A 25,580-nucleotide genomic window follows, 5' to 3' on the forward strand; every position below is an offset into this window, starting at 1 on the left:
AATCACCAGCACCAAAAAACGGGATTGCCACTATTGTGGCAACTCGAGTCCGCGTCTTTCATGTGGGTGTATCCTTCATTATTCAATGCCGCCAAGTTTAGCAGCTTGTTTTAAAAAATCAACTTTGCTAAGCGTTAGTTTTTTACAGCGTGCCGTAAGAATGCAGGCCGCTCAAAAACATATTCACGCCCAAAAAGGCAAACGCGGTGATAAACACGCCGATAACCGCCCACCACGCCAACACCTTGCCGCGCCAGCCCGCCACCAGGCGCATATGCAGCCACACGGCGTAATTCAACCACACAATAAATGCCCAAGTTTCTTTCGGATCCCAACTCCAGTAGCGCCCCCACGCATCGGCTGCCCATAATGCACCCAATACAGTGGCAATGGTGAAAAACAGAAAACCCACGGCAATGGCTTTGTACATCACTTCTTCAATCGCCGCGGCTTCAGGCAGCCATGTGGCCTGCGGGCGCTTGATTTTCCATAATTCGGCCACGCCGAACATGGCCGCCATACAAAATGCGCCATAGCCGATAAAATTGGTGGGCACATGGATTTTCATCCACCACGATTGCAGCGCCGGAATCAGCGGCTGGATTTGATGCGCATCGCGGGCAAAGCTGTACCACAGCACAAAGCCCACCAATACCGCCATAAAGAAATACACAAACGCGCCCAGCCGCTGCATATGGAAGCGGCCTTCGTAATACAAGTGCATTAGGCCGGTAATCACCATAAACAGGATGAAGACTTCATACAGATTGGATACCGGAATATGCCCCGCATCCGGGCGCAGCAAATAGCTTTCGTGCCAGCGCACCAATAAGCCCACCAAGCCCATCACCGCCGCCGCCCATGCCAAGCCTGTGCCGATGTCCAAGAAAGCATTGCCGCTCTTGTGTTGGCGCCAAGCGCTCAGCGTGCCCGCCACATAGCAAAACAAAGCCAGAAAAATCAACGCGCATTGCCACATAATCGCCGATTGGCTGGCCAGAAAATAGCGCAACAAAAATTTCTCGCTGCCCGCATCAAAACGGCCGCCATAGAGCGTTACCGACACAAAGGCCAGCAACACCACCAGCGGCACATACCAGCGCAAGGGTTTGAAAAACCAGCCCAGCCACACCGTGCCGATGACAGTGCCCCACAAAATGGCCACTTCGTAGCCGTCCATATGGTGTTCGCTGAACACAAATTGGGCATACAGCCCCATGGCTACCACGGCCACCGCAAACAACCAATCCCACCCATTCAGACGCGCCCACAGGCTGCGCTCGGTAAGCAGTTCGTGTTGCGGCAAAGCGCCGGTTTTAGTGCTATTCATGAGATAAATCCTTGGCCAATTGCGTTAATTTTGCCACATGTTGGGGAAATTCGCTGTCCAAATCACGCTGGTGGCGGGTGGCGCTCATGGCCAAGCGCATGCCGTCGTGGCCAAACAACGCCCAAATGCGTTTTTCGCGCACATAAAACATAAAAATCGAGCCCAAAATCAACAACACCGAGCCCAAATACACCAAGCTCTGGCCGGGCGAGCGGGTCATTTGCAGGCCGGAAGAGCGCACTTCTTTAAACGCATCCAACTGCATCAGCAGCGGTGCCGAAAAGCGGGTGAGGCCGGTGTAGCCATCCAAACTGTTGAGCAAAAAGCGGTTGCGCACGTCATCGCTGGCCGGCCACGGCGCTTGCCCTTGTGCCTGCACGGCTTCATCCAGCGCTAGGCTGGTGGCACCATAAAGCACCTGATAGAAAAAATCGCGCATGCGGTCTTGCTCGGCGGCGGGAATTTTTTCTTGCACAAAATCGTTGAGCGCCACATAGCCGCCTTCGCTAAACAGGCGCAACACATTGCGCACGGCTTCGCCAAAGGCTGCCTGCATTTGCGGATCCACCCCTTTAACCGCTTCGGCAGCCAGTTTGTCGCGCATCTCGGGGTTTTGCAGAATTTGGCGCAAATGCATAAAAGTGGTTAATTTGCCGTCGCGGTCGGCCGGCAACATTAGCCAACGGAAATCGGCACCGATGCCGCTGCGCTCGCCGGTGGCGTAAAACCAGTCGCCATCGCGTTGCAGTGGGAACATATAGTTCATGTATTCGTGTGCTTGGCCTGCATTGTCGCGGATTTTATAGGTGATGGTGGGGCCGACATTGCGGGCGGTTTTTTCTTTTTTCACGCTGCGCACATCGTGCATTTTCTGCTGCCAACCGCTCGCTTTGGTGCTGTGTTCGGTGTCTTCCACATTGATGGGGCGAAATTCGTCGAATTCGAGCCGGTATTGCTGCTCGCGCAAGGCCAGCGGAAAGGCATTCATCGATACCGCTTTTAACGCCACCGATTCCGGGCTGCTGCTGCCCAAATCCCAGCTTTGGAAGCGCAAATCAGAGCCGCCGTCGCCAAAGCTGGCCTGATAAATGGTAACGCCATCCACGGTGAGCGGGTGATTTACTTTGATGGTGGCTTCTTGTTTGGCGCCGGTTTTTTTATCGATTACAGTGATGTCGCTGGCAAAGTTTTTAGGCATGCCGGTGTCGTAGTAATCCACATGGAATTTACGCAGCTCCACCGAAAACGGCAAATCCTGCACCAAAAAACCTTTGCCGGTGTTTAAAAACACCACGTCTGCGCCTTGGCCTTCATTGATGTTGACATCACCGCGAAACGACAATGTATTGCTGCTTAGCTTACTGTGCGGCTGGAAATCCTTGGCCATAATGGTGTCGGCATCCGGCACCAAGCGCCCGCTGAGCACGCCCAGTTTCAAGCCCATATTGCTGTCGATCAAGCCACCCAAACAAATCACAATAATGGCCATATGGGCGCAGATATAACCAAGCTTGCTGGCACTGCCCTTTTTTGCCGCCAGCAATACATCGCCGTTGTCACGTTGCTGCGTTTTTACTGTAAAGCCGGATACTTCAAAATAGCGGCGCACCACCTCTGCGGTGGGCGGTGCCGCCAGCAAAGCATTGTGCTGCATATTGGCCAACGATTGGCGCGTGGCCTTGATGCGGAAAGAGCGCATTTCGCGCACGAACGGCGGGATATTGCGCCATAAGCATAAGCCGGTGGACAACACCAAAAACAGCATAATCACCACAAACCACGATGAGGAATACACATCGTAGAGGCCAAGGAAATCAAAAATGGGGTGCCAGAAGGGGCCAAATTTGGCCAGATAGCCGCTCATCGGCTCATTTTGCTTCAGCACTGTGCCGATAACCGAGGCAATGCCGAGCAAACACAACAAAGCCACCGCAAAACGCATGGAGCTTAAAAAAGCAAACCATGGGCGCCGGATTAAAGGCACTGAAGCGGCCGATTTAGCCGGAGAAGATTTAGCCATTGAGCACTTATAATCACAAACTTGAAACAATAGTGTACGCTACATAAACAACCGCACACGATAACAAAATCACCCATCACGGCGGGCTTTTTTGCACAGCTTAACTTATAGTAAAGAAACTAAATAATCCTAGGGCGTTGGCCCGCCTAGCCGTACTAGGTGTACTGTCTTCGGCTCGCCGCCTTGTTATCTTATTTTTTAGAATGGGTATTATTAGGGTGCGGGCGCACCAAACAAATCAGCTCGGCCTTGTATGATTTATTTATTTTTTACTACTATATTATAGCTTTTACTAATTAACATTTATTATTCAATTTACCAGGCTACCTGAACCATAAAATAACCGCACCCACCTTAATTGGTGGCCGTGCGGTTATTTTATGGCATGAATTTAGTGCAAACCTTGGATAAAGTTACCCACCGCATTGATTTCATCAGCCGACATGCGTTTGGCGATGTCCACCATAATCGGATTGGTGCGTTGCCCGTTTTGGTAAGCTTTCAGCTGCTCCACCACATAGGCTTTGTGCTGGCCGCCCAAACGCGGATAGGCCACAATGCCGTCTTTGGCAGTGGAGCCGCCGGGCATACCGGCACCGTTGGGGCCGTGGCAAGACATACAGGCGGGCAGTTTTTTATCGGCCAAGCCGCCGCGGAAAATGCGCGCGCCCAGCTCGGGGTTTTCTTTGGGGTTGGCTTCGCCCGCTTTGGGTTGTTGTTTTTGGAAATAGGCGGCCACATTGCGGATGTCGTCATCCGACAAAGATTGCACCAAGGGCATCATGGTACCTGCCGCACCGGTGGTGCGCTTGCCGTCTTTAATTAAATGGGTTTCCAAAATAATGTATTCGGCATCCTGAGCGGCCAAGCGCGGATACATGGCAATGCCACTGTTGCCGTCGGCAGCGTGGCAGGCCGCACAAACGGTATTGGCAATTTGCTCACCACGCGCCACATCGGCTTTGGGCTGAGCCGCCGCCAAGCCGGACACCGCCACGGCCAAACTCAGTAGGGTTAAACGTTTCATCAAGCGCTCCTGGTTGTCAGCATTGCCCGGTTTTGTTCCGGCAACCGCCTTATTATCATCAATACCACCCGCCGGGGAAATGCGCCTTGTGGGCTTGGGTTTTCCGAACGGGTATTACTCAACAGGCAGATTTTAACCTGCCCAAACCGATATTTTCATAAACATGGTATTCTATACCAAAATACAGCCAAGATTCCAGACATGAACCTTTTTCAGAACGCAAAATTTTACACCACCGTCAACCATTTAAAGGATTTGCCCGCCACGCGAGCGGAAATTGCCTTTGTGGGGCGCAGCAATGCCGGTAAATCCAGTGCCATCAACACGCTAACCAACCACACCCGGCTGGCTTATGTATCCAAAACGCCCGGGCGCACCCAGCACATCAATTTTTTCGAGCTGGCCAACGGCGCTTTTATGGTGGACTTGCCCGGCTACGGCTATGCGCAGGTGCCTGAAGCCATCCGCACCCATTGGGTACGGCTATTGGGCGATTACCTGCAACACCGCGCGCAACTTATCGGCCTGGTGATGATTATGGACATCCGCCATCCCTTAAAGGCGTTGGACGTGCAAATGCTGGACTTCTTTGCGCTCACCGGCAGGCCGGTGCATATTTTGCTCTCCAAAGCCGATAAATTATCCAAGAACGACCAAATCAAATCCTTGTCGACGGTCAAACAAGCCCTAAAACCGTTTACCGAACGCCAACAAGTGAGCGTGCAGTTGTTTTCCAGCCTCAAAAAGCAAGGCATGGCCGAAGTGGAAACCGTGGTGGCCGGCTGGTTTGCCGATTTTACACCGACAGACGAGGCGGAGCTTCCAGCAGTCTGATATCAAAAAACAGCCGTCATGGTATGCCATGGCGGCTGTTTTGATTTAATAAAATCAATATTAGCTAATCAACTGGATTGCCAAATCCAGTTAGGTTGTTTTGTAGAATTGATATTACCTTTCAGGCAGCCTTTAACCAGCAGGCGCGTCACTTCAATCAAGCAGCGTTACACCACCACCCCAATCAGCATCGCCCCCAACAAGGTGAGCAGCGACAAGCCCCAAATCCAGAAAAACGAATAGCGGATATGGGCGCCCATCGACAGGCGCGCCAAGCCCAAACCCATCCACAAGGCGGGTGACAAGGGAGTAACAAAGGTGCCCACAATGCTGCCAATCAGCATGGCATAACCGGCCGATTGCGGTGCCACGCCCACTTGCGAGGTGATTTGCTCCACCACCGGCAACAAGCCGAAGTAATAAGCATCCGTGCTCAACACCAACTCCAGCGGCACCCCAAAAATACCGATAATAATATGCAGATAAGGCAGTAAAGCATCAGGCAGCAAATACACCATGTTTTTGGCAATCGCATCAAGCATGCCGGAATTTTTCAAAATCCCCAAGAAGGTACCAGCGGCCAAAATAATGGTGGCCATCATAATCGCCCCGCCGGCATGGGCGTTGATGCGTTCCATTTGCAGGTGCGGCTTGCGGTAGTTCAGCAGCAAAGCCAATGTGGTGGCCAGCATAAACACATAGCCCGCCGGCAGCAACCCGGCAAACAGTACCGTCATGGTGAGTAAAAACAGCACCACATTGGCCCAGAAATACTGTGGCCGTGCCAAGGCTTCGGCACTGGCGCGATCAATAATCTCGTCTGCCGAAGCCGCATCGTCAAACTGCAAGGTGCCATACTCGCGCAAAATACGGCGCTTTTCACGCACACCCAGAAATGCAGCCAAGGCCAAGGTGAGCACCAAACCAATGATTTGCACCGCAAACAAGGGGCGGTAGAGCTCACCCACATCCATTTCCAGCACTGTGGCCACACGCCCGGTGGGGCCGCCCCATGGCAGCATATTGACCAAGCCGGCGCTGGCCGCCAGCAGTAAAAACAGCAAATACGGGTTCATACGCAGGCGTTTGTATAAAGGCAGCAAAGGCGGCACCACCAGCAGGAAAGTAGTGGCACCGGCACCATCCAATTGTGCCACAATCGAAATCAACACCGTGCCCACCGCCACCGCCACCACATTGCCGCGTGTGAGCTTCACCAGCCCGTCGATTAAAGGTTTGAACAAACCCGCATCGCTCATGATGCCGAAAAACAGAATGGCAAACACAAACATGATGACGATTTGCAATACCGAACGGGTGCCGTCTTGATAAAACTGCTTGATTTCCTCAAAAGAAAACCCAGCCAAGAGTGCGCCGATAAACGGCACCAAAATCATGGCAATAATGGGTGATACTTTTTCAGTGAGCAGTAGCACCACAATAATCACAATAATCGACAAACCAATGGCTGTCAGCATAGCCGAACGTCCTTTCCGGTGGTGGTTAAATTTTGACAAAGTGGGCGTATTACCAGCCTTCGCAAAGTTAATGCCAAATCAGCCCTAAAAATCAACAAAGCCGCAACGCCTTAGAGCGTTGCGGCGGGTTTTTGGAGTAATAAATCCAATTAAATAAAACAAACGCAATGTAACACCACCAACCCAACTAGGCAATCTTTAATCTTGATAACATCTGATTATCATTGGCATGTGCGCCATTCTCAAGACTTGATTACTGCCAAGGTATATCAGGCAAGCAAACTGGCAAAAGCAAAGGCAAGCCAATGCTTGCTCAGGCAGCCTGAATAAGCAGCACGAAAACAAATATGCAACTATATTCATCAGAATATTTTTCTGAATGCTCAAGGCACCGGTGCTGAAAATAATGCATTTCAGGCAGCCTGAGTCTAGGGTCTGTTCACATTTTAGCCGTGCACCGGATTTTGAGCAGAAAAGTCTGCGTTCAAGGCGAAAAGCACAGCAAGGTTGAACACCTTGCGCGCATTTTCAACGCAGAAAGCGGGCTTTTAAGCCAAAATAGGGCCACGCGATGAAATGTGAACAGACCCTAATACAACGCAAATCAGCGCGCGCTTTGCATAAATTCGGCCACATAATCATCGGCCGGGTGATGGCGCAATTCTGTCGGGGTGCCCACTTGCACCAACCGCCCAGCATTGAGCATGGCGATGCGGCTGCCCATCAGCATGGCTTCTTCAATGTCGTGGGTGATGAACACAATGGTTTTATTGAGCCGTGCCTGTAAATCGAGCACTTGCTGTTGCAGCTTTTGACGAATTAAGGGATCGAGGGCGGAAAACGGCTCGTCCATCAGCACAATATCGGTGTCGGCAGCCAAGGCGCGCGCCAAGCCCACGCGCTGACGCATGCCACCGGAGAGCTGGTCGGGATAATGCTGCTCGTAGCCGCCCAGGCCCACTTCACCCAGCCAATAAACGGCCTGCTCGGCTTGTTGCGGCGGCGGCACGCCACGCACACGCAAGGCGTATTCGGCATTTTGCTGCACGGTGAGGTGCGGCAGCAGGCCAAAGTGCTGGAACACCATGCTCACACGGCGGCGGCGGTATTCGCGCAAACCGGCGGCATCCAGCGCAGTGACGTTTAAATCGCCCACATGCACGCTGCCGCAGCTGGGATCGATTAAGCGGTTGATGTGGCGCACCAGCGTGGATTTGCCTGAGCCGGACAAGCCCATCATGCAAAACACCTCGCCCGCCGGAATGTGCAGATTGATGTCGTACAGCCCCACTTGGCAGCCGGTGGCGGCCAGCACTTCGCGGCTGCTCATGCCTTGCGCCAGCAGCGGCAACACGCGTAGGCCGTTTTTGCCGTAGATTTTGCTGATGCCGGCCAGATGAATATCGCTCATGAGTGTTCGCCTGTTTGTTTTTGCCGTTTGGAGCGCCCGTAGGCTTGGGTGATGCGGTCGATCACAATCGCCACCACCACAATGGCCGCGCCCGCTTCCAGCCCTTGGCCGATATTGAGGGTTTGAATCGCCTGTAACACCGGCTCGCCCAAGCCCGGTGCGCCAATCATCGAAGCCAGCACCACCATCGACAGCGACATCATCACCGCTTGGTTTACCCCGGCCATGATGCTGGGCTTGGCCAAGGGCAGCACCACCCACAACAACATCTGCCAGCGGCTGCTGCCAAACGATTGCGCCGCTTCGGTGAGCTGCGGGCTCACTTGGCGGATACCCAAGGCGGTGAGGCGCACCAAGGGCGCCAGCGCATACACCACGGTGGCAAACAGCGCCGGCACTTTGCCCAAGCCAAACAACATCAACACCGGAATCAGATACACAAAGCTGGGCATGGTTTGCATCACATCCAACACCGGCGACACGATTTGGTGCACGCGGCGGCTGCGCGCCATCACAATCCCCAACGGAACGCCCAATACCACGGTGATGCCCACTGCCACCACCAACAAGGCCATGGTTTGCAATAACGACGGCCACAAACCAAATGCCCCAATTAAAAACAGCCCTACCGTACAACCCATCACAAACAGCCAACGGCGGGTGGCATGCCAAGCCAACACCGACACCAGCCCCAGCAGCAGCCACGGCGGCATTGCCGCCAGCAGCCGCTCAATCGGCAACAGCAAGCCATGAAGGGTAAACTGGCTGATGTGGCGGAAATAGTCGCCGTAGTCGCGCACCAGCAGATTGAGCCAGCGGTTAAACCCGCCCGCCACCGACCATTGCGGGAAGAAGCCGCTTTGTGCCTGTGCATCTCGGTTTAAAAACGCATCCATGCGCAACGCCGCTTCCGGGCTGAGCCAAGGGCGCCACACCTCAGGCTGTTCGCGCAGAAAAATCTGTGCCTGCGCGTGGCCGCTGCGCTGATGTTCGCTCATGGCCAAAATGGCGCTATTCAGCTGTTGCGGGGTGAATTGCACCCGCGCAAACAGCGCGGCCAAATCGCCATGTTGCTGCACAAACGGGGTGGAAACCGCAATCGCCAATTGCGAAGTGGGCATGCCAGAAACGCAGCTGCTGCGGCCGTCGGCACGCAATAAATCCTGCCAACAAGCATCGTTGTAGGCAGGCAGCGGGATTGGCTTGAGGTCGTATTTGGCCATCAGGCCGGTGGGCTGCCAGTAGTAGAACAGCAGCGGTTTTTGTTGCGCATAAGCGGCGGCAATGGTGGCATCCAGCGCCGCACCGGTGCCGGGGTGAACATTATTAAACTGGGCATCCAGCCCGCTGTTGCGCAACAGGCGGGTGTTGAACACCTCGCAAATCCAGCCGCTGGGGCAATTCACAAACCGGGCACGGCCGGGGTTTTCCGGGTCGGCAAATAAATGTGCAAAACGCGGCAAATCACGGTAGCTCTGTAAATCGGGATTTTGCGCCAACACATAGGCAGGCACATACCAGCCCTGCTCGGCACCGCCTTGTAAGGTGTCGCCAATCACCGCCACCTTGCCCGCATCCACCGCTTGCTGCAAAGCGGGCGAGCGCCCCACCCATTGCTCGCCAATCACTTGGATATCGTCTTGCGCCAACGCCGCTTCCAGCGCCGGATTGGCACCGGGCACTTCTTCGGTGGCGCAGCCATAGCCCTCTTCCACCAAGGTGCGCAATACGGCACTGGTAAACTGGCCGCTTTCCCACGTGAGCGCGCCAAATTTAATCGGCTTTTCGCAAGCCGCCCACAGCCAGGGCGACAACAGTAAACCCAGCAGCATTAGCCCAACGCGCGGTATCAAGCGCATGTGCGGCTCCCCGTTTGTAATGATGTGCCGCCATCATAGCAGAGTGAATGTTCTGCTACAGATAAAAGGCTGCCTGAAAGCATTTCAGGCAGCCTTTTATCTAGCAAAAACAGTGTGTGTTTTAAAAATCCGCACCCGCCAGTGGGCTGGATTTAGGCTCGCGGTATTGACCGGCGGCGCGATCAAAGGGGATGCGCACCACTTGGTTGCGGTATTTTTTGCTGCCGGAAAAGCCGTTGACGGTGAGCTGCAAGGGATAAAGCCCCGCTACAAGCGTGCCGCCATGATCTATGTTCAGGCGGCTGGTGATGGTTTCAAGGCGCTGGCGGCAATCTTGGCGCTCGGCTGCGCTTTCAAAGCCCATGTCGGCGCTGCAATCACCTAATGCGCCGCTATTATCGGATTCGGCCGTAATCTGGCTTATGCTGATTTTATTGCCCAGCGGCAATAAAATGATATGGCGGCTACCGGCATAACCTTGGTGCATATCGCCGCTTTGGTTGATAAAGCCCCAGGTATCGGGGCCGAATTGGTGCAGCGCCCAGTTTTGCGGCGCACTGCCAAAAGCGCCCACCGGCATGCCGGTGTTGGCGGCCACGGTTTGCCAGCCGCCATCGGCACGTGCTTTGAGCACCAGCATGCCCACCGCACCCGCATCCACATGGGCGGTTTGCCATTCGCCGGTTTTCAGGTCGATGCCCTTACCGGTAAGCAAGATATAGTGCATTTTGCCCTGCGCGGTATTCACGGTTTGCTGGGCATCAATGGTAAAGCAATAATCGCCGCGCACGGAGGCGTTGCCACTGTAATAACGAAAGCTTTTGCCAAGCAGACATTGGTTTTGCGTATTCTGGCGCGGATAGTGCTGCTTTACTATTTGCTCGATGCTTTGCGCGGCAGCGGTTTGCCACAACAAGCAGCATGCGATGGCGGCAGCGGTTTGGCTGAATCGTTTCATGTTGACAGCTCCTGTGATGGCGGATTTACCCGCCGCCACAGTAGCGTAAAAACAATGCCGAATCAATAGCCTGAATCTTTTTTTCATCCCCTCATTCAGCTTGCCATGGCAGCCGCTCCATGCCAATAAATCACCAGCGTGGTTTGGCGCACCAAAATCATGTTTCAGGTAGCCTGAAGTGAGCCACGGCTGTTTTCATATCTGCTTTCATTTCCCTGCTTTTGAGAAACTGCTAACATCCGCCCTGCGGTGGCACCTTGATGGTGCCGTGTTTCAAGCGCCGCTACCGGACTTTACTTCCGGCAGCGGCAGTGGTTTTGCAAGGAGCAAGTGCGTATGACGATTGAACTGAACGGTTATTACACCCTGATTTTGGCCACACTGGTGCTGCTGTTGGGGCGCTTTTTGGTGGTGAAGGTCAAATTTTTATCTAATTTCAATATTCCCGAGCCGGTGGCGGGCGGCTTGGTGGCCGGGGTGGTGGTGTATCTGCTCAATTTGCTGTTTGGGCTCACGTTTCAGTTTCAGCAGCAATTGCAAACCGCGTTTATGCTGATGTTTTTCTCTTCCATCGGTTTGAGTGCCGACTTCAGCCGCCTGAAAGCCGGCGGTAAGCCTTTGGTGGTGTTTTTGATGGTGGTAGCGGGCTACATCATGGTGCAAAACACCGTGGGCGTGAGCTTGGCGGCCATGCTGGGGCTGGATCCCTTAATCGGCCTAGTAACCGGCTCGATTACACTCACCGGCGGCCACGGCACGGCCGGGGCATGGGGGCCGGTGTTGGAAAACAAATACGGCGTGGTGGGCGCCACCACCTTGGGCATTGCCACCGCCACTTTCGGCTTGGTGGCTGGCGGCTTGATCGGCGGTCCGGTGGCCAAGTATCTGATTAAAAAAATCCACCACCCGCGCCTGCCACAAATAAGCGCTCAAACCCATCTGGAATCGGTGGCGGCGGCGCAGTCTTTGTACAGCACCCGCCACACCGAAACCGACGACCGCAGCAACGACGCCATGTTCGACAAACCGGACGAAATCCGCCTGATTACCGCCTCCTCCGCGATTGAAACTATGGCTTTGTTTGCCGGCTGTATGGCTTTTGCCGGGGTGATGACCACTGTGGCCAAAGGCTCGATATTTGAGCTGCCCACTTTTGTGTGGGCGCTGGCCGGCGGGGTGATTATCCGCAATGTGCTCACTCATTTCTTTAACTTCGATATGTTCGACCGCGCCATTGATGTGTTCGGCAATGCTTCTTTGTCGCTGTTTTTGGCCATGGCGCTGCTGTCGTTGCGCTTGTGGGAGCTTACCAGCCTGGCCTTGCCGGTGATGCTGATTCTGGCGGTGCAGGTGGCGGTGATGATGATGTATGCCACTTGGGTAACATTCCGGGTGATGGGACGCGATTACGATGCCGCCGTGCTGGCCGCCGGCCATTGCGGCTTCGGCATGGGCGCCACACCCACCGCCATTGCCAATATGCAGGCGATTACCGACCGCTACGGCCCTTCGTATAAAGCATTTTTGATTGTGCCGATGGTGGGCGCGTTTTTTGTGGACTTGGTGAACGCTTCTATTTTGCAGCTGTTTACCCAACTGCCGTTTTTGCAATAGGGCTGCCTGAAAACCCGTATCGCTCACCCTTAATGATTTTGAATCAAAAAACGGTGACACCCATTATCGGGTGCCACCGTTTTATTTTGCCCAGCGCCAGCGCTATTTTTGTGCCAAGCGCGCCAAGCGCGCCGACAGCCGTGCGGTGTCGTCGCGCAAGGTGGCCACGGCGTCGGCAAAGCGGGCGAATTGTTGGCGGTGCACCACCGCCGCATCGGCCTCTTGCGCGTAATCGCTGATGTGAGCGGCCACGGTTTGCGCCAGCTCGGCGGCGCTGTGTTTCAGGCTGCCTGAAACCCTCAGCCATTCGCCCGCAGCGGCATCGCCAAACAGGCGGGCGATGTCGTCGTTGGCCCAATAGCGCAAGCCGCCCAGCAGCGGCAGCAAGGCCATGCCCAGCGCTTGGTCGCCCGCCACCGCCACATCGCCCACGCCGGGCGTATCGCCTTGCAGGCGCTTTTGTAGCGCACTATTGTGGAAAGTGAGCGTGGTTTCCGGCGCAGCGTCGCTGTGGCGCCAATAGCCTTCTTCGTCGATGCTGGCGGTGAAGGCCAACATCGGCAAAGCCAAGCGTACGCAGCGGCCGCCATGAGCTTGCATTTGGGCGCGGATTTCGGGGTTTTGTTGCAATAAATGGTTTAGCACGGCCAATGCGGGCATGGTTAGTTCTCCGTAAACACCGCGTCAAAATCGCTGTAGGCGCTGCGCACGATTTTGCCGCTGCATGCGTGGTCTTGCGGGTCGAATAAGGGCGCCACCACACCCAAGCGCTCGGCCTCAGCACCATAAAATTGCCGTTTGGGCGGGTGTTGCGGTGCCACCAAATTGCGCACGCGCACGCCGCCGGGCTGCGCAATCGCCTGCAATAGTACCGCTACGGCTTGCTGTTGCGACAGCATATTCACCGGCTGTGCACCGCCGCCATTAAGCGGCTTTTTTTGCAGGCTGAACAGCGGATGGCGGCCATCCGAATAAAGCCCGCCCAAGCGCAACACATCCACATTGGCCACGCCGCTGGCTAAAAAAGCCGTTTCTGCGGCCGCCACTTTGCGGGCGCTGTCGGTTTGCGGCTGCACCGGCGAGTGCTCATCGCAATGCCCTTGTGCGGTGCCATAAACCGAAATGCTGCTGCTGTAAATCACTTGGCGCACGCCCAACGCACGCGCCTGTTGCAGCCAATGGCTCAGCCCGGCCACATAATCGGGGCTCCCTGAAGGCGGCAGCAGACACACCCACACTGGATAGCCCGCCCACGCCGACCAATCATGAGCGGCGGCGTGGCCGATGTCCACTGTTTGCAGTGCAAACGGCAGCGCTTGCGGCGGCACACTGCGCCGTGCCGCCAGCAGCGGATGGCCGCGCCGATGCAACGCTTCGGCCAGCGGCAAGCCTAAATAGCCCAGCCCCAAAATGGCCACGCCCGGCGGCTGGCTCATGCTTGTTTCCAGCTGGGTTGCACCCATTTCACCGCATCTTGCGCTTGCCACGCGGCCATTTTGGCCAATAAGGCCGGGGCGCTATCGGCCACGCACAGCAGGCTTAAATTGGCCTCGGGCATAAAGCCGTGGCGTACGGTGTCGCGCAGCAGCGCCAAGAGCGGATCAAAAAAGCCGGCCACATTGAGTACGCCCACCGGATGCGGATGCAGGCGCAATTGCGCTTGCGACAGCACTTCAAACAATTCTTCATAAGTGCCCAAGCCGCCGGGCAAGGCGATAAAGCCGGAAGCCAGCGCAATCATGGTGTTTTTGCGGCTGGTCATGTCGGCGGTTTCAATCAGCTCGGTTAAGCCCAAATGCGCCACTTCTTTTTGCTTCAGAAACGTGGGAATCACGCCAATCACCTTGCCGCCGTGGGCCAGCACCGCATCGGCCACGGTGCCCATCAGGCCAACATTGCCGCCGCCATACACCAAGGTGTGGCCGTTGTCGGCCAAGGTCTGCCCCAGCGCTTGCGCCGCGGCAAAAAAAGCCGGATTTTCGCCCCAATTGGAGCCGCAATAGACCACGATGTTGTTGAGTTTATTCATAATATTCTAAAGTTTATTGTACTTTCAGGCAGCCTGAAGGCGCATCCTACGATGTAAACGGCATTCACAACACCGCCAGCGGATACGAACCAATCAGCTTCATAAACGCCGCCTGCGCCGACAAATCCTGCAAGGCTGCCTGAATTTTGGCGTCGTCGGCATGGCCTTCGATGTCGATAAAGAATACATAGTCCCACAAACCGGCGCGGCTGGGGCGGCTTTCCAATTTGGTCATCGACACGCCGTGGGCGGAAAACGGCTGCAACAGCCCGTGCACCGCCCCGGCTTTGTTGGGCGCAGACACGATCAGCGAGGTTTTGTCGCGCCCGGTGGGGTCGGTGCCTTGATGCCCCAACACCAAAAAGCGGGTGGTGTTGTTGGGCTCGTCTTCGATATTGGCCGCCAATTTAATCAGGCCGTAGCGCTCGGCGGCAGCCTGTGAGGCAATGGCGGCGGCGTGGCTGTCTTCCGCTGCCAGCCGCGCTGCTTCGGCATTGCTGGACACGGAAATGCGCGCCACCTGCTCGGGCAGGTTTTTATTCAGCCATTCGTGGCATTGCGCCAAGGCCTGCGCATGGGCGTATACGGTGCGGATGCCGTCTTTTTCCGGCAGCTTGCGCAATAAATGGTGATGAATGCGCAACACCACTTCGCCGCAGGCTTTCAACGGCGACGACACCAGCAAATCCAAGCTGCGCCCCACCGAGCCTTCGGTGGAGTTTTCCACCGGTGCCACCACATAATCGGCCTGCCGCGCTTCCACCAAGCGGAAACATTCGTCGATGGTGGCGCAAGGCAAGGTATGGGCGGCATGGCCGAAATGCTTGATGGCCGCTTGCTGGGTAAACGTGCCCGCCGGGCCCAAATAAGTAATGGTGAGCGGGCGCTCCACCGCCAAGCATTCGCTCATCACCTCGCGAAACAACCGCGCCACCGCCTCGTTGGGCAAAGGGCCGCGGTTTAAATCTTGAATGCGCTGCAACACCGCCGCCTCACGCTCAGGACGGTACACCACACCGGTGCCTTTGAGCTCGCCAATGGCGCGGGCGTGGCCGGCGCGGCGGTTGAGCAAATCCAGTACAGTGGCGTCTATTTCATCAATGGCATCACGATGGGGCTTGAGTTTGTCGTTGTCGGACATGGTGTTTTCCGGATAGGGATTTGGGTTTGAGATAAGGCAAGCCGACCGATTCTAGCCTAAATGGACGGCAGCGGGTAGGCTGGAAGGCGGCTTATGTATGGAAGCGGCACATCTGCCGACAAAGGCTGCCTGAAATGCAAAACCGTCATTGCCGAGCTGGATTCGGCAATCCATTGTTCAGATTAAAGTAAGCTGCATTTTTATGCGTTTTCTTACCGTTTTACTTTGCGCTTCATGGCCGCGCGGCCACTTACTTTTTTTGCTTCGCCAAAATAAGTAAGCAAAAAAAGGCGACCCCGGTTGCAGGTTTGCTGCGCAAACTTCCCTCATCTACACGAATTTTAGCGGCGGGTGCGAACTCGCTGCGCTCAAACACAGCGCACCCTTCTCCCGCTAAAATCCGCTCCGATTCGGCTGCGCCAGGGGATGGCTGCACAGATTATGCGTTTCAGGCAGCCTAAATATAAAAAACAAATTAATTTTCAAGTACATGTAAATTAAAAAGCATTATCTGGGCGGCTCAACCACACCCGCCGCGAAAACAGCCACAGCAATGCCATGCCGCACACAGTGGCGCTGAGCATCATCAGCGGCATCATCTGTGCGGTGCCGTTGTGCGCCTGCGTGGTGAGCCAGCCCACAGCGGCGGCAATCAGAAATTGCAGCGTGCCCAGCACCGCATTGGCGCTGCCGCCTTCGGCCTTGAAATAGCTCATATAACAAGCCTGTGTGTTGGCCACAATCAGCCCTTGGGTGCCCACCGAAGTCATCAACAGCGCCAGCAGCAACGCAAACGGCGGCAGCGGCCACAGCCACACCAGCACACACAAAGCCAAATTGCAGGCAAACTGCACCGCCACGCCCGACAACAAAATACGATGAGCATCGCTGCGGCGCAAACGCCAGGCGGTGATGCGGTTAAACAGCATCATGGTGATGATGTTGGCGCCAAACGCCCATGCATACTGGTGGGCGCTTAAGCCGTAGAGCTCCATATACACAAACGACGATTCGGTCAGAAACACAAACATCGATGAAAAGCTGAAAGCCTGAAAAAACAAAAAGCCCAAGGCCTGAGGCTGCCTGAACACGCGCGCATAATTGGCGGCAATGGCGGGCACAAAATCGCGGCCAAACGGGCGCGGCGGCTGTGCATCTGCCGGCATACGCCAATAGAGCAACAAAGCCACCGCCGCCGCATACAGCGCCAGAAACACAAAAATGGCACGCCAGCCGCCTAGGTTTTTCAGCAGCGCCCCCAACATGGGCGCGGCCAGGGGTGCTGCCATCATGATAATGCCAATAAGCGCAAACATCTGCGCCGCCTCACGCCCGCCAAAGCGATCGCGCACCAACGCCGCCACCGTCACCGTGGCCATGCCGCCGCCCAGCGCCTGCACCCCGCGCCACAGCAACAAATGCGCCACCGTGTCCGTCCACAACAAGGCCACGGTGGCCGTCACATACACCGCCAGCCCGAACAAAGCCACTTTGCGGCGGCCTTTTAAATCCGACACCGGCCCGCCCACCAATTGCCCCAGCGCCACCCCCAGCAAAAACACACTCAGGCTTTGCTCGATTTGGTGGATATCGGCACTCAGCGCCGCCGCCATTTGCGGCATCGCGGGCAAATAGGCATCGATGGAAAACGGCATCACCGCCACCAATAAGGCCAGCATTAAGGCCAAACGTTTGCGCCCGGCGGGGGTAGAAGTATTCATGGGGTTTTATTCGTTAACATCTCGGATGTATTGGTTTTTTACGGCTAGGCTGCCTGAAATATCGTTTTGCGTATATCGGACTCAAGAATCCGATATACATTAAAATCGGAAAAGGCTGCCTGAACCGCTTTCAGGCAGCCTTGATATCATCAGGCATACATCACGCCGCCAGCAGCGCCACCAGCACGGCTTTGATGGTGTGCATGCGGTTTTCGGCTTGGTCGAACACAATGCTGGCCGGGCTTTCAAATACCGCTTCGCTCACTTCCACGCCGTCGAGGCCGAATTCCTGATACAGCCATTCGCCAATCTGGGTTTCGCGGTTGTGAATGGCGGGCAGGCAGTGCATAAATTTTACCGCCGGGTTGCCGCTGGCGGCCATCAGCGCCGTATCCACGCGGTAAGGCTTGAGAATGCCGATGCGCTCGGCCCACACTTCTTTAGGCTCGCCCATGCTCACCCACACATCGGTGTGGATATAGTCCACGCCGCGCACGGCGGCTGCGACGTCTTCGGTAAGGGTGATGCGGGCGCCGGTTTCGCGGGCGATGTCGCGGCATTGCGCCACCAAATGCTCTTCCGGCCACAAATGCTGCGGTGCGCCAAAACGCACGTCCATGCCCAATTTGGCGCCCACCACCAGCAGCGAATTGCCCATATTGTAGCGGGCGTCGCCCACATAGGCGTAGGCAAGCTGATGCAAGGGCTTGGCGCAATGTTCGCGCATGGTGAGCACATCGGCCAGCATTTGCGTGGGGTGGAATTCATCGGTGAGGCCGTTGAACACCGGCACGCCGGCATAGGCCGCCAATTCTTCCACCACTGCTTGGCCGTGGCCGCGGTATTCGATGCCGTCATACATGCGCCCCAGCACGCGGGCGGTGTCTTTCATGCTTTCTTTGTGGCCGATTTGGCTGCCTGAAGGGCCTAAATAAGTGACCCGCGCGCCTTGGTCGTAAGCGGCCACTTCAAAAGCGCAACGGGTGCGGGTGGAGGCTTTTTCAAAAATCAATGCAATGTTTTTGCCCGCCAAACGCGGCACTTCGGTGCCCGCCTTTTTGGCGGCTTTCAGCTCGGCAGCCAAATCCAGCAAGGCCACAATTTCGGCGGGGCTGTAGTCCAGCAGCTTGAGGAAATGGGGTTGTGATATCGGTTTCATCGTAGTGTTCGTTTCAATGCCTATTTAACAATTTAAGCCAACAGCCGCCGCATGATGTTTTCATACAATGCCGATAATTGCGGAATCGCCGCCAAATCAATGTGTTCGTCGATTTGGTGGATGCTGGCGTTCACCGGCCCCAGCTCAATCAGCTCGTGGGCAATGGCTTTGATAAAACGGCCGTCGGAGGTGCCGCCGGTGGTGGATAAGGCTGCCTGAAGACCGCATTCTTCGGCAATCGCCGCCTGCGCCACTTCGGTAAGCTGTCCGGCGGCGGTAAGGAAGGGCTGGCCGGAAAGCGACCACGCCAAATCGTACACCAGCCCATGCTTATCCAAAATATCGTGTACGCGCTGCTTTAAGCCGCTGTCGGTGGATTCGGTGGAAAAGCGAAAATTAAACTTCACTTCCAATACGCCCGGAATCACATTGGTGGCGCCGGTGCCGCCGTGGATATTGGAAATCTGAAAGCCGGTGGGCGGGAAATATTCGTTGCCGGTGTCCCATTCGGTGGCGGCCAGCTCGGCCAGTGCCGGGGCGGCAAGGTGAATCGGGTTGATGGCCAAATGCGGGTAGGCAATATGGCCTTGCTTGCCTTTGATGGTGAGGCTGCCTGAAAGCGAACCGCGGCGGCCGTTTTTGATGGTGTCGCCCAGCACATCCACCGCGGTGGGCTCGCCCACGATGCAGTAGTCGATGTATTCGCCGCGCGCCTGCAAGGCGTCTACCACGCGGGTGGTGCCGTCGTGGGCGTCGCCTTCTTCGTCGGCGGTAATCAGCAGCGCCAGGCTGCCTGAATGCTGCGGATAGGCGGCCACAAAGCGCTCGCAGGCGGTCACAAAGGCGGCGATGCTGGTTTTCATGTCGGCCGCACCGCGCGCATACAGCTTGCCATCGCGCTCGGTGGGCATAAACGGCGGCGATGTCCAGCGCTCGAGCGGGCCTGGCGGCACCACATCGGTGTGTCCGGCAAAACACAGCAAGGGGCCAGCATGGCCGCGGCGGGCGTAGAAATTATCGGTATCGCCAAAGCGCATGCGCTCTACGGTAAAGCCGATGGCTTCCAAGCGTTGAATCAGAATAGGCTGGCAGCCGTGGTCGTCGGGGGTTACCGACGCTTGCGCCAGCAGCTGCTTGGCCAAGGCCAAAGTGTGGGTTTCGCTCATGGTGTCCTGCACGGTGAAATGGTTTCAGGCAGCCTTGTAACAAGTGCTGCCTGAAAAGATATATAGTGAAATGTATAAAAAAGTGCTACGGCGTTGGCTCGCCTACGCGCAAAGCGAACGATTTTGTAAGGCGCTAAAGCGCCAACAAAAATCTGTTCCGTACTATGTGTACTGTCTGCGGCTCGCCGCCTTGTATCACTTTATTCTACACTCCACTTCAAACAAAGCCAAAACGCTTTTATAACCTGTTTGGGCGATGGTTGCCAATAGTGGCGTGTTTTAAGGCTGCCCCACCACTTCTTTGGCTTCTTTCACCACCGCTTCGGGCAGGGTAAAGCCCAATGCCGCCGCCGCAGTGGGGTTTACCACCAAATGGCCGCTTTTGGGGTGTTCGGGCATGATGGTGCCCGGCTGCTCGCCTTTTAAAATCCGCGCCACCATATGGCCGGTTTGCACGCCCAAGTCATAGAAATCGGGGCCATAGGCGGCCATAGCACCGCGGCGCACGGTGCCGGTGTCGGCCGCCACCAGCGGCAGCTTGATTTCGGTGGCCACTTTGTATACCGATTCATAGGTGGATACCACGCCGTTGTCAAACGAGGTGTAGAGCAAATCCACTTTGCCGTTGAGGCTGCGCACGGCGGCGGCCACATCGGTGGTTCGCGGCGCGGCCACGGCCAGCACTTCGATGTTTTTCGGCGCCAGATAAGCCTGCATCCGTGCCAGCATGGTGGTGGAATTGATTTCGCCGGGGCTGTATACATAGCCGATGCGTTTCAGATTGGGCATCAGCTTTTGCATCAGCTCAAACTGCGGCTCAAACGGGATGTAGTCGGACATACCGGTTACATTGGTGCCGGAAGGCGCTTCCATGCTCGGCACCAATTTGGCCGCCACCGGGTCGATAATGGCGTTGAACACCACCGGCACGTCTTTAACCGTGGCCACCACCGGCTGGGCGCTGGGGGTGGAAATGGCCACAATCACATCGGGCTTGTCGGCGGCAAATTTTTTGGCAATCTGACCGGCGGTGGCGGTGCTGCCTTGGGCATTTTGATAGTCGATTTTGAGATTGTCGCCCACTTTAAATCCGGCTTCGGCCAAACCGGCCTCAATGCCTTTGCGCGAAGCGTCCAGCGCCGGATGTTCCACAATTTGGGTGATGGCCACGGTTTTCACCACCGGCGCTGCCGCAGCGGAAGCAGGCTGTTGCGATGAAGACGAGGGCGAGCAGGCGGCCAGCAAAGTGGCGGCCAAAACGGTGATGGCCAGAGCGGTACGCATCGGGTTTCCTTGGGTTGGGATTGAGTGTAAATAACAGCAAAGCGGCGATGATAATCAAAAACCGTGCGTCCGTGGGTAGGCCGTATCGGGCAAATCGGCGTCATCGAAGCACAAAAATAGCGCCAAAGCGCCATCAAGAAAATTTAAATCAGCCAAATTCAGATAAAAGGCTTATAAAATGACCCGCAAGCCATTTAATATGAAATGAATGGGTTAATTTAATGGCCACATGATTCAGGCAGCCTTATCACTATAGGCTGCCTGAAAACAGCAATAAGCAATATAGGGCTAAAACCAATCCAGCCGCCCTTGCACCATTTTTTTGTAGTAATTGCGATTGGCCAGCATCGACAAGCCCGCCGCCACGCCAACCCCCGCCGCATTGCCGGTGTTGATCTGAAACAGGCTTTCAATCACCCCCAGCAGTATCCCCACCAGCAGGGCAACCCCGAGCCATGCCAATGCAAACTTCCACATGCCCTTAATCAGCAAATAAATCGGCCCGAACAAAAACGCCCAAACATTGAAATTCACGCTCATGCGCTCGCGGAAACTCAATTCTTTCAAGCGCGGCAATTTTATGCCGCCGGCTTTTTCAATCAAATGAAAGCGTTTTTTCCATGTGTCCGACACCGCCAATTGGTCAATTTGCGTCGATAGCGTTTCGGCAGCCGATTGCGGTGGCTGGTATGGATTGGAATTTAATGGCTGATTCATCAGCGTTTGCTCTCTTTGAATAAAGTGAATAACTAAGCACTCAGGCTTCATGACTTAATGGCAGGCTGCCTGAACCTTATCATACGCCTGCTTAACCTGTTTTTACAACCAAGCCGTGATGGGCAAATTTTGCCAGCCAACGCAAGCGCTTGCAAAATGAGCGTTCACCTGGGTTTGTTTTTGTTATATCATAACATTTGATTATTTTACCCACCTAAGGACATCCCATGAACAAAACCGCCCTTTTCACCTTGCTAGCACTGGCCTGCACCAGCGCCCATGCCCACCGCGTGTGGGTGAGCACCAACCACACCCACGGCGGTGATATTCTAAAAACAGAGCTGGGCTACGGCGAATTTCCGCACGCCGAGCCAATTGTGGCCGACCGCCTGCATATTTTCAGCAAGCCCATGCAGCTAATCAGCGGCAAAAACCGTCAAAACCTGGTGCAAAAAGGCGAGCACAATTATCAATACCAAAGCGCCAAGCCCGTGGCCGAGGGCAGCTATCTGGTTACTGCCGAATACCAGCCCACGTTTTGGTCTAAAAACGCCGCAGGTTGGCAAAAAACCGACATGACCAAAATGACCGACGCCACCTATTGCGAACAAACGCGCATGTACGGCAAAAACATTGTGAATGTGGGTCACGACAGCGCCGACACCGCGCCCATTATCCAGCCGGTAGGTCAAATGCTGGAAATCGTGCCGCTGGACAACCCGGCCAATGTGCAAGTGGGCCAGCGCTTTAAAGTAAAAGTGCTGTTTAAAGGCGAGCCGCTGGCGGGCGCCACCCTCACCGCCACCTTCGATGGCTTTGACAGCGCCGACCACAGCAAAACCCATAAAGTGGAAGCCCAAGCCTTTTCCGACACCACCGCTGCCGACGGCACAGTGAGCATCATCCCGCTGCGCCAAGGCTTCTGGAAAGCCAATGTGGAACACAAAGCCGATTATCCGGATCAAAAAGTGTGCCAAAAACTGGCCAACTACAGCACGCTCACCTTTGAAATCGGCCACGGCCATCATTAAAAGTACGCTGATATAAAAAGGCTGCCTGAAAACCTGGCAATGGGTTTTCAGGCAGCCTTTTATTGTGACCGCATGTGAATCAGCTCAAATTCATCAGCTCAAACGGCCTCTACCGCTTCTTTAAATAAACGGTAAGAAGCAAACTGCAAAGCTTCATCATAAATATAGCTCACCGCCATGTATTCATTGGCACGCAGGCGCGTGTGCAGCTCGCTAAATTGCGCCGCCAAGGTGGCGGGGCCGCCGATTAAAGAACAAGCAGTCATGCTGTTTACCGTGTGTTGCTCCATCTCGTTCCAGCGCCCGGCCATGCTGTTTACCGGCGGCGACAGCGGCATGCGGCTGTTGCGCACCACGTTGAGAAAAAATTGCTGCTGGCTGGTGGCCAGATATTGCGCGGCTTGATCATCATCGGCGCCAATCACATTAAGCGCCACCATCACATACGGCTGCGCCAAAGTTGGCGAAGGCTGGAAATGGCTGCGGTAAATCGCCAGCGCCTCTTCGAGCATGCGCGGCGCAAAATGGGCGGCAAACACATACGGCAGCCCTTTTTCGGCGGCCAGATAAGCGCTTTCGGTGCTGGAGCCGAGGATATACAGCGGCACATGGGTGCCGATGCCGGGAAAGGCTTTCACATAACCTTGCCCGGCCGCATCGCCCAAATAACGCTGCAAAGCGGCCACATCTTCGGGAAAATCAAGCGAAGTTTCACGCTCGGCGCGACGCAAGGCTTGGGCAGTGAGGCGGTCGGTGCCGGGGGCGCGCCCCAAGCCCAAATCCACGCGCTCGGGATACAGTGTGGCCAGGGTGCCGTATTGTTCGGCCACAATCAGCGGGCTGTGATTGGGCAGCATCACGCCGCCGGAGCCCACGCGGATGCGCTTGGTGTGTTGCAGCGTGTGGCTGATTAAAATCGAAGTGGCGGAGCTGGCGAGCGAGGTGGTGTTGTGGTGCTCGGCAATCCAATAACGGCGATAGCCCAAGGCTTCGGTGTGCTGCGCCAGCGCCACCATGCTTGCCAAAGCCTGCTCGGTAGTGTGTCCGGCGCGCACGGGCACGAGGTTGAGCGCGGATACGGCGGGTGTGGTCATTATTTTTTTCCTTTCAACGGCAACCTTCTTTTCAGACGGCCTGTTGGGTTCAATTTACAATTCAGCGATAATTTCTTATATCTAAAAATATAGATTGGATAAAAGCAAAATAATCCCGCGGCGGCGGGAAAGCAAGCAGGGTTTGCGCCCTGCCCGCTTAAATCTGTTCGCGCAATTGCTGCAATAAAGCTTCCACGCCGGCGCGATGGTAGCGGTAATAGGTCCATTTGCCGATGCGGCGCGATTCAAGCAAACCGGCTTTTTTTAAGGTGTTCAGATAGCCAGACACCACCGATTGCGCCAGCCCGGCTTTTTCGGCAATCAGCCCCACGCACACGCCGCCGGCAAAATCGTGCGCCACATCACAATGCATGTGTGCGGCAAAATGTTGCTGCGGGTTTTTCAGCCACAGCAGCATTTGGTAGCGGTATTCGTTGGCTAAGGCTTTGAAGGTGTCGGTGGGGTTCATGGGCGCAATAATAAATCTAGGTTTATAGATATGTCAATACATAGTCAACATAAAGGCTGCCTGAAAACAATGCAATCCGTTTTCAGGCAGCCTTATATCGCGGATTAAATGGCGGTCTTATTCTTCATAAACAAAATGCGCCCGCTTCACATTGCACAGCAGCTCATAGGCAATGGTGCCGGCGGCAGCGGCCACTTCGTTGATGTGTATTACATCGCCCCACAGCTCCACTTCGCTGCCGATGCCTTGGTGGTGGTCGGCCAGTTGCACGGTCATCATGTCCATGGATACGCGCCCGAGCAGGCGGCTGCGTTCGCCATCAATGGCCACGGGCGTGCCGGTGCCGGCGTGGCGCGGGTAGCCGTCGGCATAGCCGCAAGCAATCAGGCCTGCGCGGGTGGATTGCGGGGTAACGAAGGCGGCGCCGTAGCCTATGGGCTCGCCCGGCGGCAATACGCGTTCGCCAAACACTTTGCTGCTCAGGCGCATCACCGGCAAAAAGCGGCTGTCGGCACCACCCAAGGGCGAGACGCCGTAGAGCGCAATACCGGTGCGCCCCCAGTGTCGATGCGCGTTGGGGTGCGCCAAAATGGCGGCGGAATTGGCCACGCTGATGTCGCCGGGCAAATCGGCCACCGCCAAGTCAAACACCGCCATTTGCTCGGCAGTCATGTTTTTGTGCGGCTCGTCGGCGCAGGCGAAGTGGGTCATGTTCACCACGGCCGCCACTTGCGGGCTTTGGCTGAGCGCTTGGTGGGCGGGGGCGTAGTCGTGCGGGAAAAAACCGGCGCGGTGCATGCCGGAATCCATTTTCAGCCACACGGTGACCGGATGTTGCCAGCAGTGCGCCAGCAAGGCTTCCAGCTGCCAGGCGTTTTGCACCACCGGCCACAGGCGGTGTTGATCGACCAGGGCATACTCGGCAGCTTCAAACACGCCTTCCAGCAACACAATCGGCTGGGTAATGCCGGCTTCGCGCAAGGTGAGCGCTTCTTCAATGGCGGCCACGGCAAAGCCGTCGGCCAAATCGGCCAGTGCTTGGGCGCAGCGCACGGCACCATGGCCGTAGGCATTGGCTTTGAGCACCGCCAGCATTTTGCCGCCGTGCATGGCTTTGAGGGTTTGGTAGTTTTGGCGCAAATGGTTTAAGCGGATATGGGCAATCAGCGGGCGCATGGGCAGATACTCGGTGTGGGTGGTGAATACAGACAAATCGGTATTAAAACCCTTTCAGGCAG

22 protein-coding genes are annotated in these 25,580 nt (G+C 55.7%); 3 read left to right on the top strand and 19 right to left on the bottom strand.

Translation table 11 applies throughout. The annotated features are described in order from the left end of the window. Positions 1-142 precede the first annotated feature (142 nt). The 3 genes from ccsB to JQU52_RS01495 all read right to left on the bottom strand — a co-directional run bounded on the left by ccsB (position 143) and on the right by JQU52_RS01495 (position 4,377). The gene (gene ccsB, locus JQU52_RS01485; RefSeq protein ID WP_230339429.1) at positions 143-1,330 is read right to left on the bottom strand and encodes a c-type cytochrome biogenesis protein CcsB; all 1,188 of its coding nucleotides are present in this window, start codon (positions 1,328-1,330) and stop codon (positions 143-145) included. Next, positions 1,323-3,350 (bottom strand): cytochrome c biogenesis protein ResB, encoded by a 2,028-nt coding sequence (locus JQU52_RS01490; protein WP_230339430.1) that lies wholly within the window; start codon positions 3,348-3,350, stop codon positions 1,323-1,325. Before JQU52_RS01490 ends, ccsB begins: the two co-directional genes overlap by 8 nt. Positions 3,351-3,741: 391 nt before the next feature. Beyond that, positions 3,742-4,377: a c-type cytochrome gene (locus JQU52_RS01495; RefSeq protein ID WP_230339431.1), complete on the bottom strand. Its 636-nt coding sequence runs from the start codon at positions 4,375-4,377 to the stop codon at positions 3,742-3,744. Between the two features lie 201 nt (positions 4,378-4,578). Here JQU52_RS01495 and yihA point away from each other — a divergent pair, with 201 nt between their 5' ends. Further along, positions 4,579-5,211, top strand: coding sequence for a ribosome biogenesis GTP-binding protein YihA/YsxC (gene yihA / locus JQU52_RS01500; protein WP_230339432.1), 633 nt, complete (start codon positions 4,579-4,581; stop codon positions 5,209-5,211). 167 nt (positions 5,212-5,378) lie between these two features. Here the strand turns inward: yihA and JQU52_RS01505 are convergent, their stop codons facing one another. The 4 genes from JQU52_RS01505 to JQU52_RS01520 form a co-directional block, all read right to left on the bottom strand. Further along, complete coding sequence (locus JQU52_RS01505; RefSeq protein ID WP_230339433.1) at positions 5,379-6,689, bottom strand: CitMHS family transporter; 1,311 nt, start codon at positions 6,687-6,689, stop codon at positions 5,379-5,381. 604 nt (positions 6,690-7,293) lie between these two features. Then, a complete protein-coding gene (locus JQU52_RS01510; RefSeq protein WP_230339434.1) occupies positions 7,294-8,100 on the bottom strand; it encodes an ATP-binding cassette domain-containing protein in 807 nt (268 codons plus the stop codon). Then, positions 8,097-9,959 carry a glycine betaine ABC transporter substrate-binding protein gene (locus tag JQU52_RS01515; RefSeq protein WP_230339435.1) on the bottom strand — a complete coding sequence of 621 codons (1,863 nt, stop codon included), beginning with the start codon at positions 9,957-9,959 and terminating at the stop codon, positions 8,097-8,099. Before JQU52_RS01515 ends, JQU52_RS01510 begins: the two co-directional genes overlap by 4 nt. Positions 9,960-10,080: 121 nt before the next feature. Next, positions 10,081-10,917, bottom strand: a complete 837-nt coding sequence (locus JQU52_RS01520; RefSeq protein ID WP_230339436.1) for a hypothetical protein — start codon at positions 10,915-10,917, stop codon at positions 10,081-10,083. Positions 10,918-11,253: 336 nt separating this feature from the next. On the opposite strand from JQU52_RS01520, the gene JQU52_RS01525 reads away from it, so the two are divergent. Beyond that, complete coding sequence (locus JQU52_RS01525) at positions 11,254-12,531, top strand: sodium/glutamate symporter (RefSeq protein WP_230339437.1); 1,278 nt, start codon at positions 11,254-11,256, stop codon at positions 12,529-12,531. A gap of 102 nt (positions 12,532-12,633) precedes the next feature. Here the strand turns inward: JQU52_RS01525 and JQU52_RS01530 are convergent, their stop codons facing one another. From JQU52_RS01530 to JQU52_RS01570, 9 genes are all read right to left on the bottom strand, one after another. Further along, positions 12,634-13,191: a ubiquinone biosynthesis accessory factor UbiJ gene (locus JQU52_RS01530; RefSeq protein WP_230339438.1), complete on the bottom strand. Its 558-nt coding sequence runs from the start codon at positions 13,189-13,191 to the stop codon at positions 12,634-12,636. Positions 13,192-13,193: 2 nt separating this feature from the next. Further along, positions 13,194-13,967: a Rossmann-fold NAD(P)-binding domain-containing protein gene (locus JQU52_RS01535; RefSeq protein WP_230339439.1), complete on the bottom strand. Its 774-nt coding sequence runs from the start codon at positions 13,965-13,967 to the stop codon at positions 13,194-13,196. Beyond that, entirely contained in the window at positions 13,964-14,560 is a 597-nt protein-coding gene (locus JQU52_RS01540) for an LOG family protein (RefSeq protein WP_230339440.1), read from the bottom strand. The genes JQU52_RS01535 and JQU52_RS01540 overlap by 4 nt, the downstream gene beginning before the upstream one ends. A 64-nt stretch (positions 14,561-14,624) precedes the next feature. After that, positions 14,625-15,701, bottom strand: coding sequence for a prephenate dehydratase (gene pheA / locus JQU52_RS01545; protein ID WP_230339441.1), 1,077 nt, complete (start codon positions 15,699-15,701; stop codon positions 14,625-14,627). Between the two features lie 497 nt (positions 15,702-16,198). Continuing rightward, entirely contained in the window at positions 16,199-17,422 is a 1,224-nt protein-coding gene (locus JQU52_RS01550; RefSeq protein ID WP_230339442.1) for a multidrug effflux MFS transporter, read from the bottom strand. Between the two features lie 160 nt (positions 17,423-17,582). Beyond that, positions 17,583-18,581 carry an ornithine carbamoyltransferase gene (gene argF, locus JQU52_RS01555; RefSeq protein WP_230339443.1) on the bottom strand — a complete coding sequence of 333 codons (999 nt, stop codon included), beginning with the start codon at positions 18,579-18,581 and terminating at the stop codon, positions 17,583-17,585. Positions 18,582-18,613: 32 nt separating this feature from the next. Beyond that, the gene (gene dapE / locus JQU52_RS01560; protein ID WP_230339444.1) at positions 18,614-19,747 is read right to left on the bottom strand and encodes a succinyl-diaminopimelate desuccinylase; all 1,134 of its coding nucleotides are present in this window, start codon (positions 19,745-19,747) and stop codon (positions 18,614-18,616) included. A gap of 279 nt (positions 19,748-20,026) precedes the next feature. Then, positions 20,027-21,031, bottom strand: coding sequence for an ABC transporter substrate-binding protein (locus tag JQU52_RS01565; protein ID WP_230339445.1), 1,005 nt, complete (start codon positions 21,029-21,031; stop codon positions 20,027-20,029). Positions 21,032-21,319: 288 nt separating this feature from the next. After that, positions 21,320-21,748: a DUF2628 domain-containing protein gene (locus JQU52_RS01570; RefSeq protein ID WP_230339446.1), complete on the bottom strand. Its 429-nt coding sequence runs from the start codon at positions 21,746-21,748 to the stop codon at positions 21,320-21,322. Positions 21,749-21,975: 227 nt separating this feature from the next. Between JQU52_RS01570 and JQU52_RS01575 the strand changes: the two genes are divergently transcribed. Beyond that, a complete protein-coding gene (locus tag JQU52_RS01575; RefSeq protein ID WP_230339447.1) occupies positions 21,976-22,779 on the top strand; it encodes a DUF4198 domain-containing protein in 804 nt (267 codons plus the stop codon). A 98-nt stretch (positions 22,780-22,877) separates the two neighbouring features. On the opposite strand, the gene JQU52_RS01580 is transcribed toward JQU52_RS01575, so the two are convergent. The 3 genes from JQU52_RS01580 to alr form a co-directional block, all read right to left on the bottom strand. After that, complete coding sequence (locus JQU52_RS01580) at positions 22,878-23,873, bottom strand: LLM class flavin-dependent oxidoreductase (RefSeq protein ID WP_230339448.1); 996 nt, start codon at positions 23,871-23,873, stop codon at positions 22,878-22,880. A 157-nt stretch (positions 23,874-24,030) separates the two neighbouring features. Further along, positions 24,031-24,342: an ArsR/SmtB family transcription factor gene (locus JQU52_RS01585; RefSeq protein WP_230339449.1), complete on the bottom strand. Its 312-nt coding sequence runs from the start codon at positions 24,340-24,342 to the stop codon at positions 24,031-24,033. Between the two features lie 117 nt (positions 24,343-24,459). Further along, the gene (gene alr, locus JQU52_RS01590; RefSeq protein WP_230340501.1) at positions 24,460-25,518 is read right to left on the bottom strand and encodes an alanine racemase; all 1,059 of its coding nucleotides are present in this window, start codon (positions 25,516-25,518) and stop codon (positions 24,460-24,462) included. Between the last annotated feature and the right edge of the window lie 62 nt (positions 25,519-25,580).

The organism is Paralysiella testudinis (assembly GCF_016894345.1).
Classification (GTDB): domain Bacteria; phylum Pseudomonadota; class Gammaproteobacteria; order Burkholderiales; family Neisseriaceae; genus Paralysiella; species Paralysiella testudinis.

Excerpts from the sequence above, each read along its gene's own strand:
- ccsB (WP_230339429.1), bottom strand. The coding sequence starts at position 1,330 with ATGAATAGCACTAAAACCGGCGCTTTGCCGCAACACGAACTGCTTACC.
- JQU52_RS01490 (WP_230339430.1), bottom strand. The coding sequence starts at position 3,350 with ATGGCTAAATCTTCTCCGGCTAAATCGGCCGCTTCAGTGCCTTTAATC.
- JQU52_RS01495 (WP_230339431.1), bottom strand. The coding sequence starts at position 4,377 with ATGAAACGTTTAACCCTACTGAGTTTGGCCGTGGCGGTGTCCGGCTTG.
- yihA (WP_230339432.1), top strand. The coding sequence starts at position 4,579 with ATGAACCTTTTTCAGAACGCAAAATTTTACACCACCGTCAACCATTTA.
- JQU52_RS01505 (WP_230339433.1), bottom strand. The coding sequence starts at position 6,689 with ATGCTGACAGCCATTGGTTTGTCGATTATTGTGATTATTGTGGTGCTA.
- JQU52_RS01510 (WP_230339434.1), bottom strand. The coding sequence starts at position 8,100 with ATGAGCGATATTCATCTGGCCGGCATCAGCAAAATCTACGGCAAAAAC.
- JQU52_RS01515 (WP_230339435.1), bottom strand. The coding sequence starts at position 9,959 with ATGCGCTTGATACCGCGCGTTGGGCTAATGCTGCTGGGTTTACTGTTG.
- JQU52_RS01520 (WP_230339436.1), bottom strand. The coding sequence starts at position 10,917 with ATGAAACGATTCAGCCAAACCGCTGCCGCCATCGCATGCTGCTTGTTG.
- JQU52_RS01525 (WP_230339437.1), top strand. The coding sequence starts at position 11,254 with ATGACGATTGAACTGAACGGTTATTACACCCTGATTTTGGCCACACTG.
- JQU52_RS01530 (WP_230339438.1), bottom strand. The coding sequence starts at position 13,191 with ATGCCCGCATTGGCCGTGCTAAACCATTTATTGCAACAAAACCCCGAA.
- JQU52_RS01535 (WP_230339439.1), bottom strand. The coding sequence starts at position 13,967 with ATGAGCCAGCCGCCGGGCGTGGCCATTTTGGGGCTGGGCTATTTAGGC.
- JQU52_RS01540 (WP_230339440.1), bottom strand. The coding sequence starts at position 14,560 with ATGAATAAACTCAACAACATCGTGGTCTATTGCGGCTCCAATTGGGGC.
- pheA (WP_230339441.1), bottom strand. The coding sequence starts at position 15,701 with ATGTCCGACAACGACAAACTCAAGCCCCATCGTGATGCCATTGATGAA.
- JQU52_RS01550 (WP_230339442.1), bottom strand. The coding sequence starts at position 17,422 with ATGAATACTTCTACCCCCGCCGGGCGCAAACGTTTGGCCTTAATGCTG.
- argF (WP_230339443.1), bottom strand. The coding sequence starts at position 18,581 with ATGAAACCGATATCACAACCCCATTTCCTCAAGCTGCTGGACTACAGC.
- dapE (WP_230339444.1), bottom strand. The coding sequence starts at position 19,747 with ATGAGCGAAACCCACACTTTGGCCTTGGCCAAGCAGCTGCTGGCGCAA.
- JQU52_RS01565 (WP_230339445.1), bottom strand. The coding sequence starts at position 21,031 with ATGCGTACCGCTCTGGCCATCACCGTTTTGGCCGCCACTTTGCTGGCC.
- JQU52_RS01570 (WP_230339446.1), bottom strand. The coding sequence starts at position 21,748 with ATGAATCAGCCATTAAATTCCAATCCATACCAGCCACCGCAATCGGCT.
- JQU52_RS01575 (WP_230339447.1), top strand. The coding sequence starts at position 21,976 with ATGAACAAAACCGCCCTTTTCACCTTGCTAGCACTGGCCTGCACCAGC.
- JQU52_RS01580 (WP_230339448.1), bottom strand. The coding sequence starts at position 23,873 with ATGACCACACCCGCCGTATCCGCGCTCAACCTCGTGCCCGTGCGCGCC.
- JQU52_RS01585 (WP_230339449.1), bottom strand. The coding sequence starts at position 24,342 with ATGAACCCCACCGACACCTTCAAAGCCTTAGCCAACGAATACCGCTAC.
- alr (WP_230340501.1), bottom strand. The coding sequence starts at position 25,518 with ATGCGCCCGCTGATTGCCCATATCCGCTTAAACCATTTGCGCCAAAAC.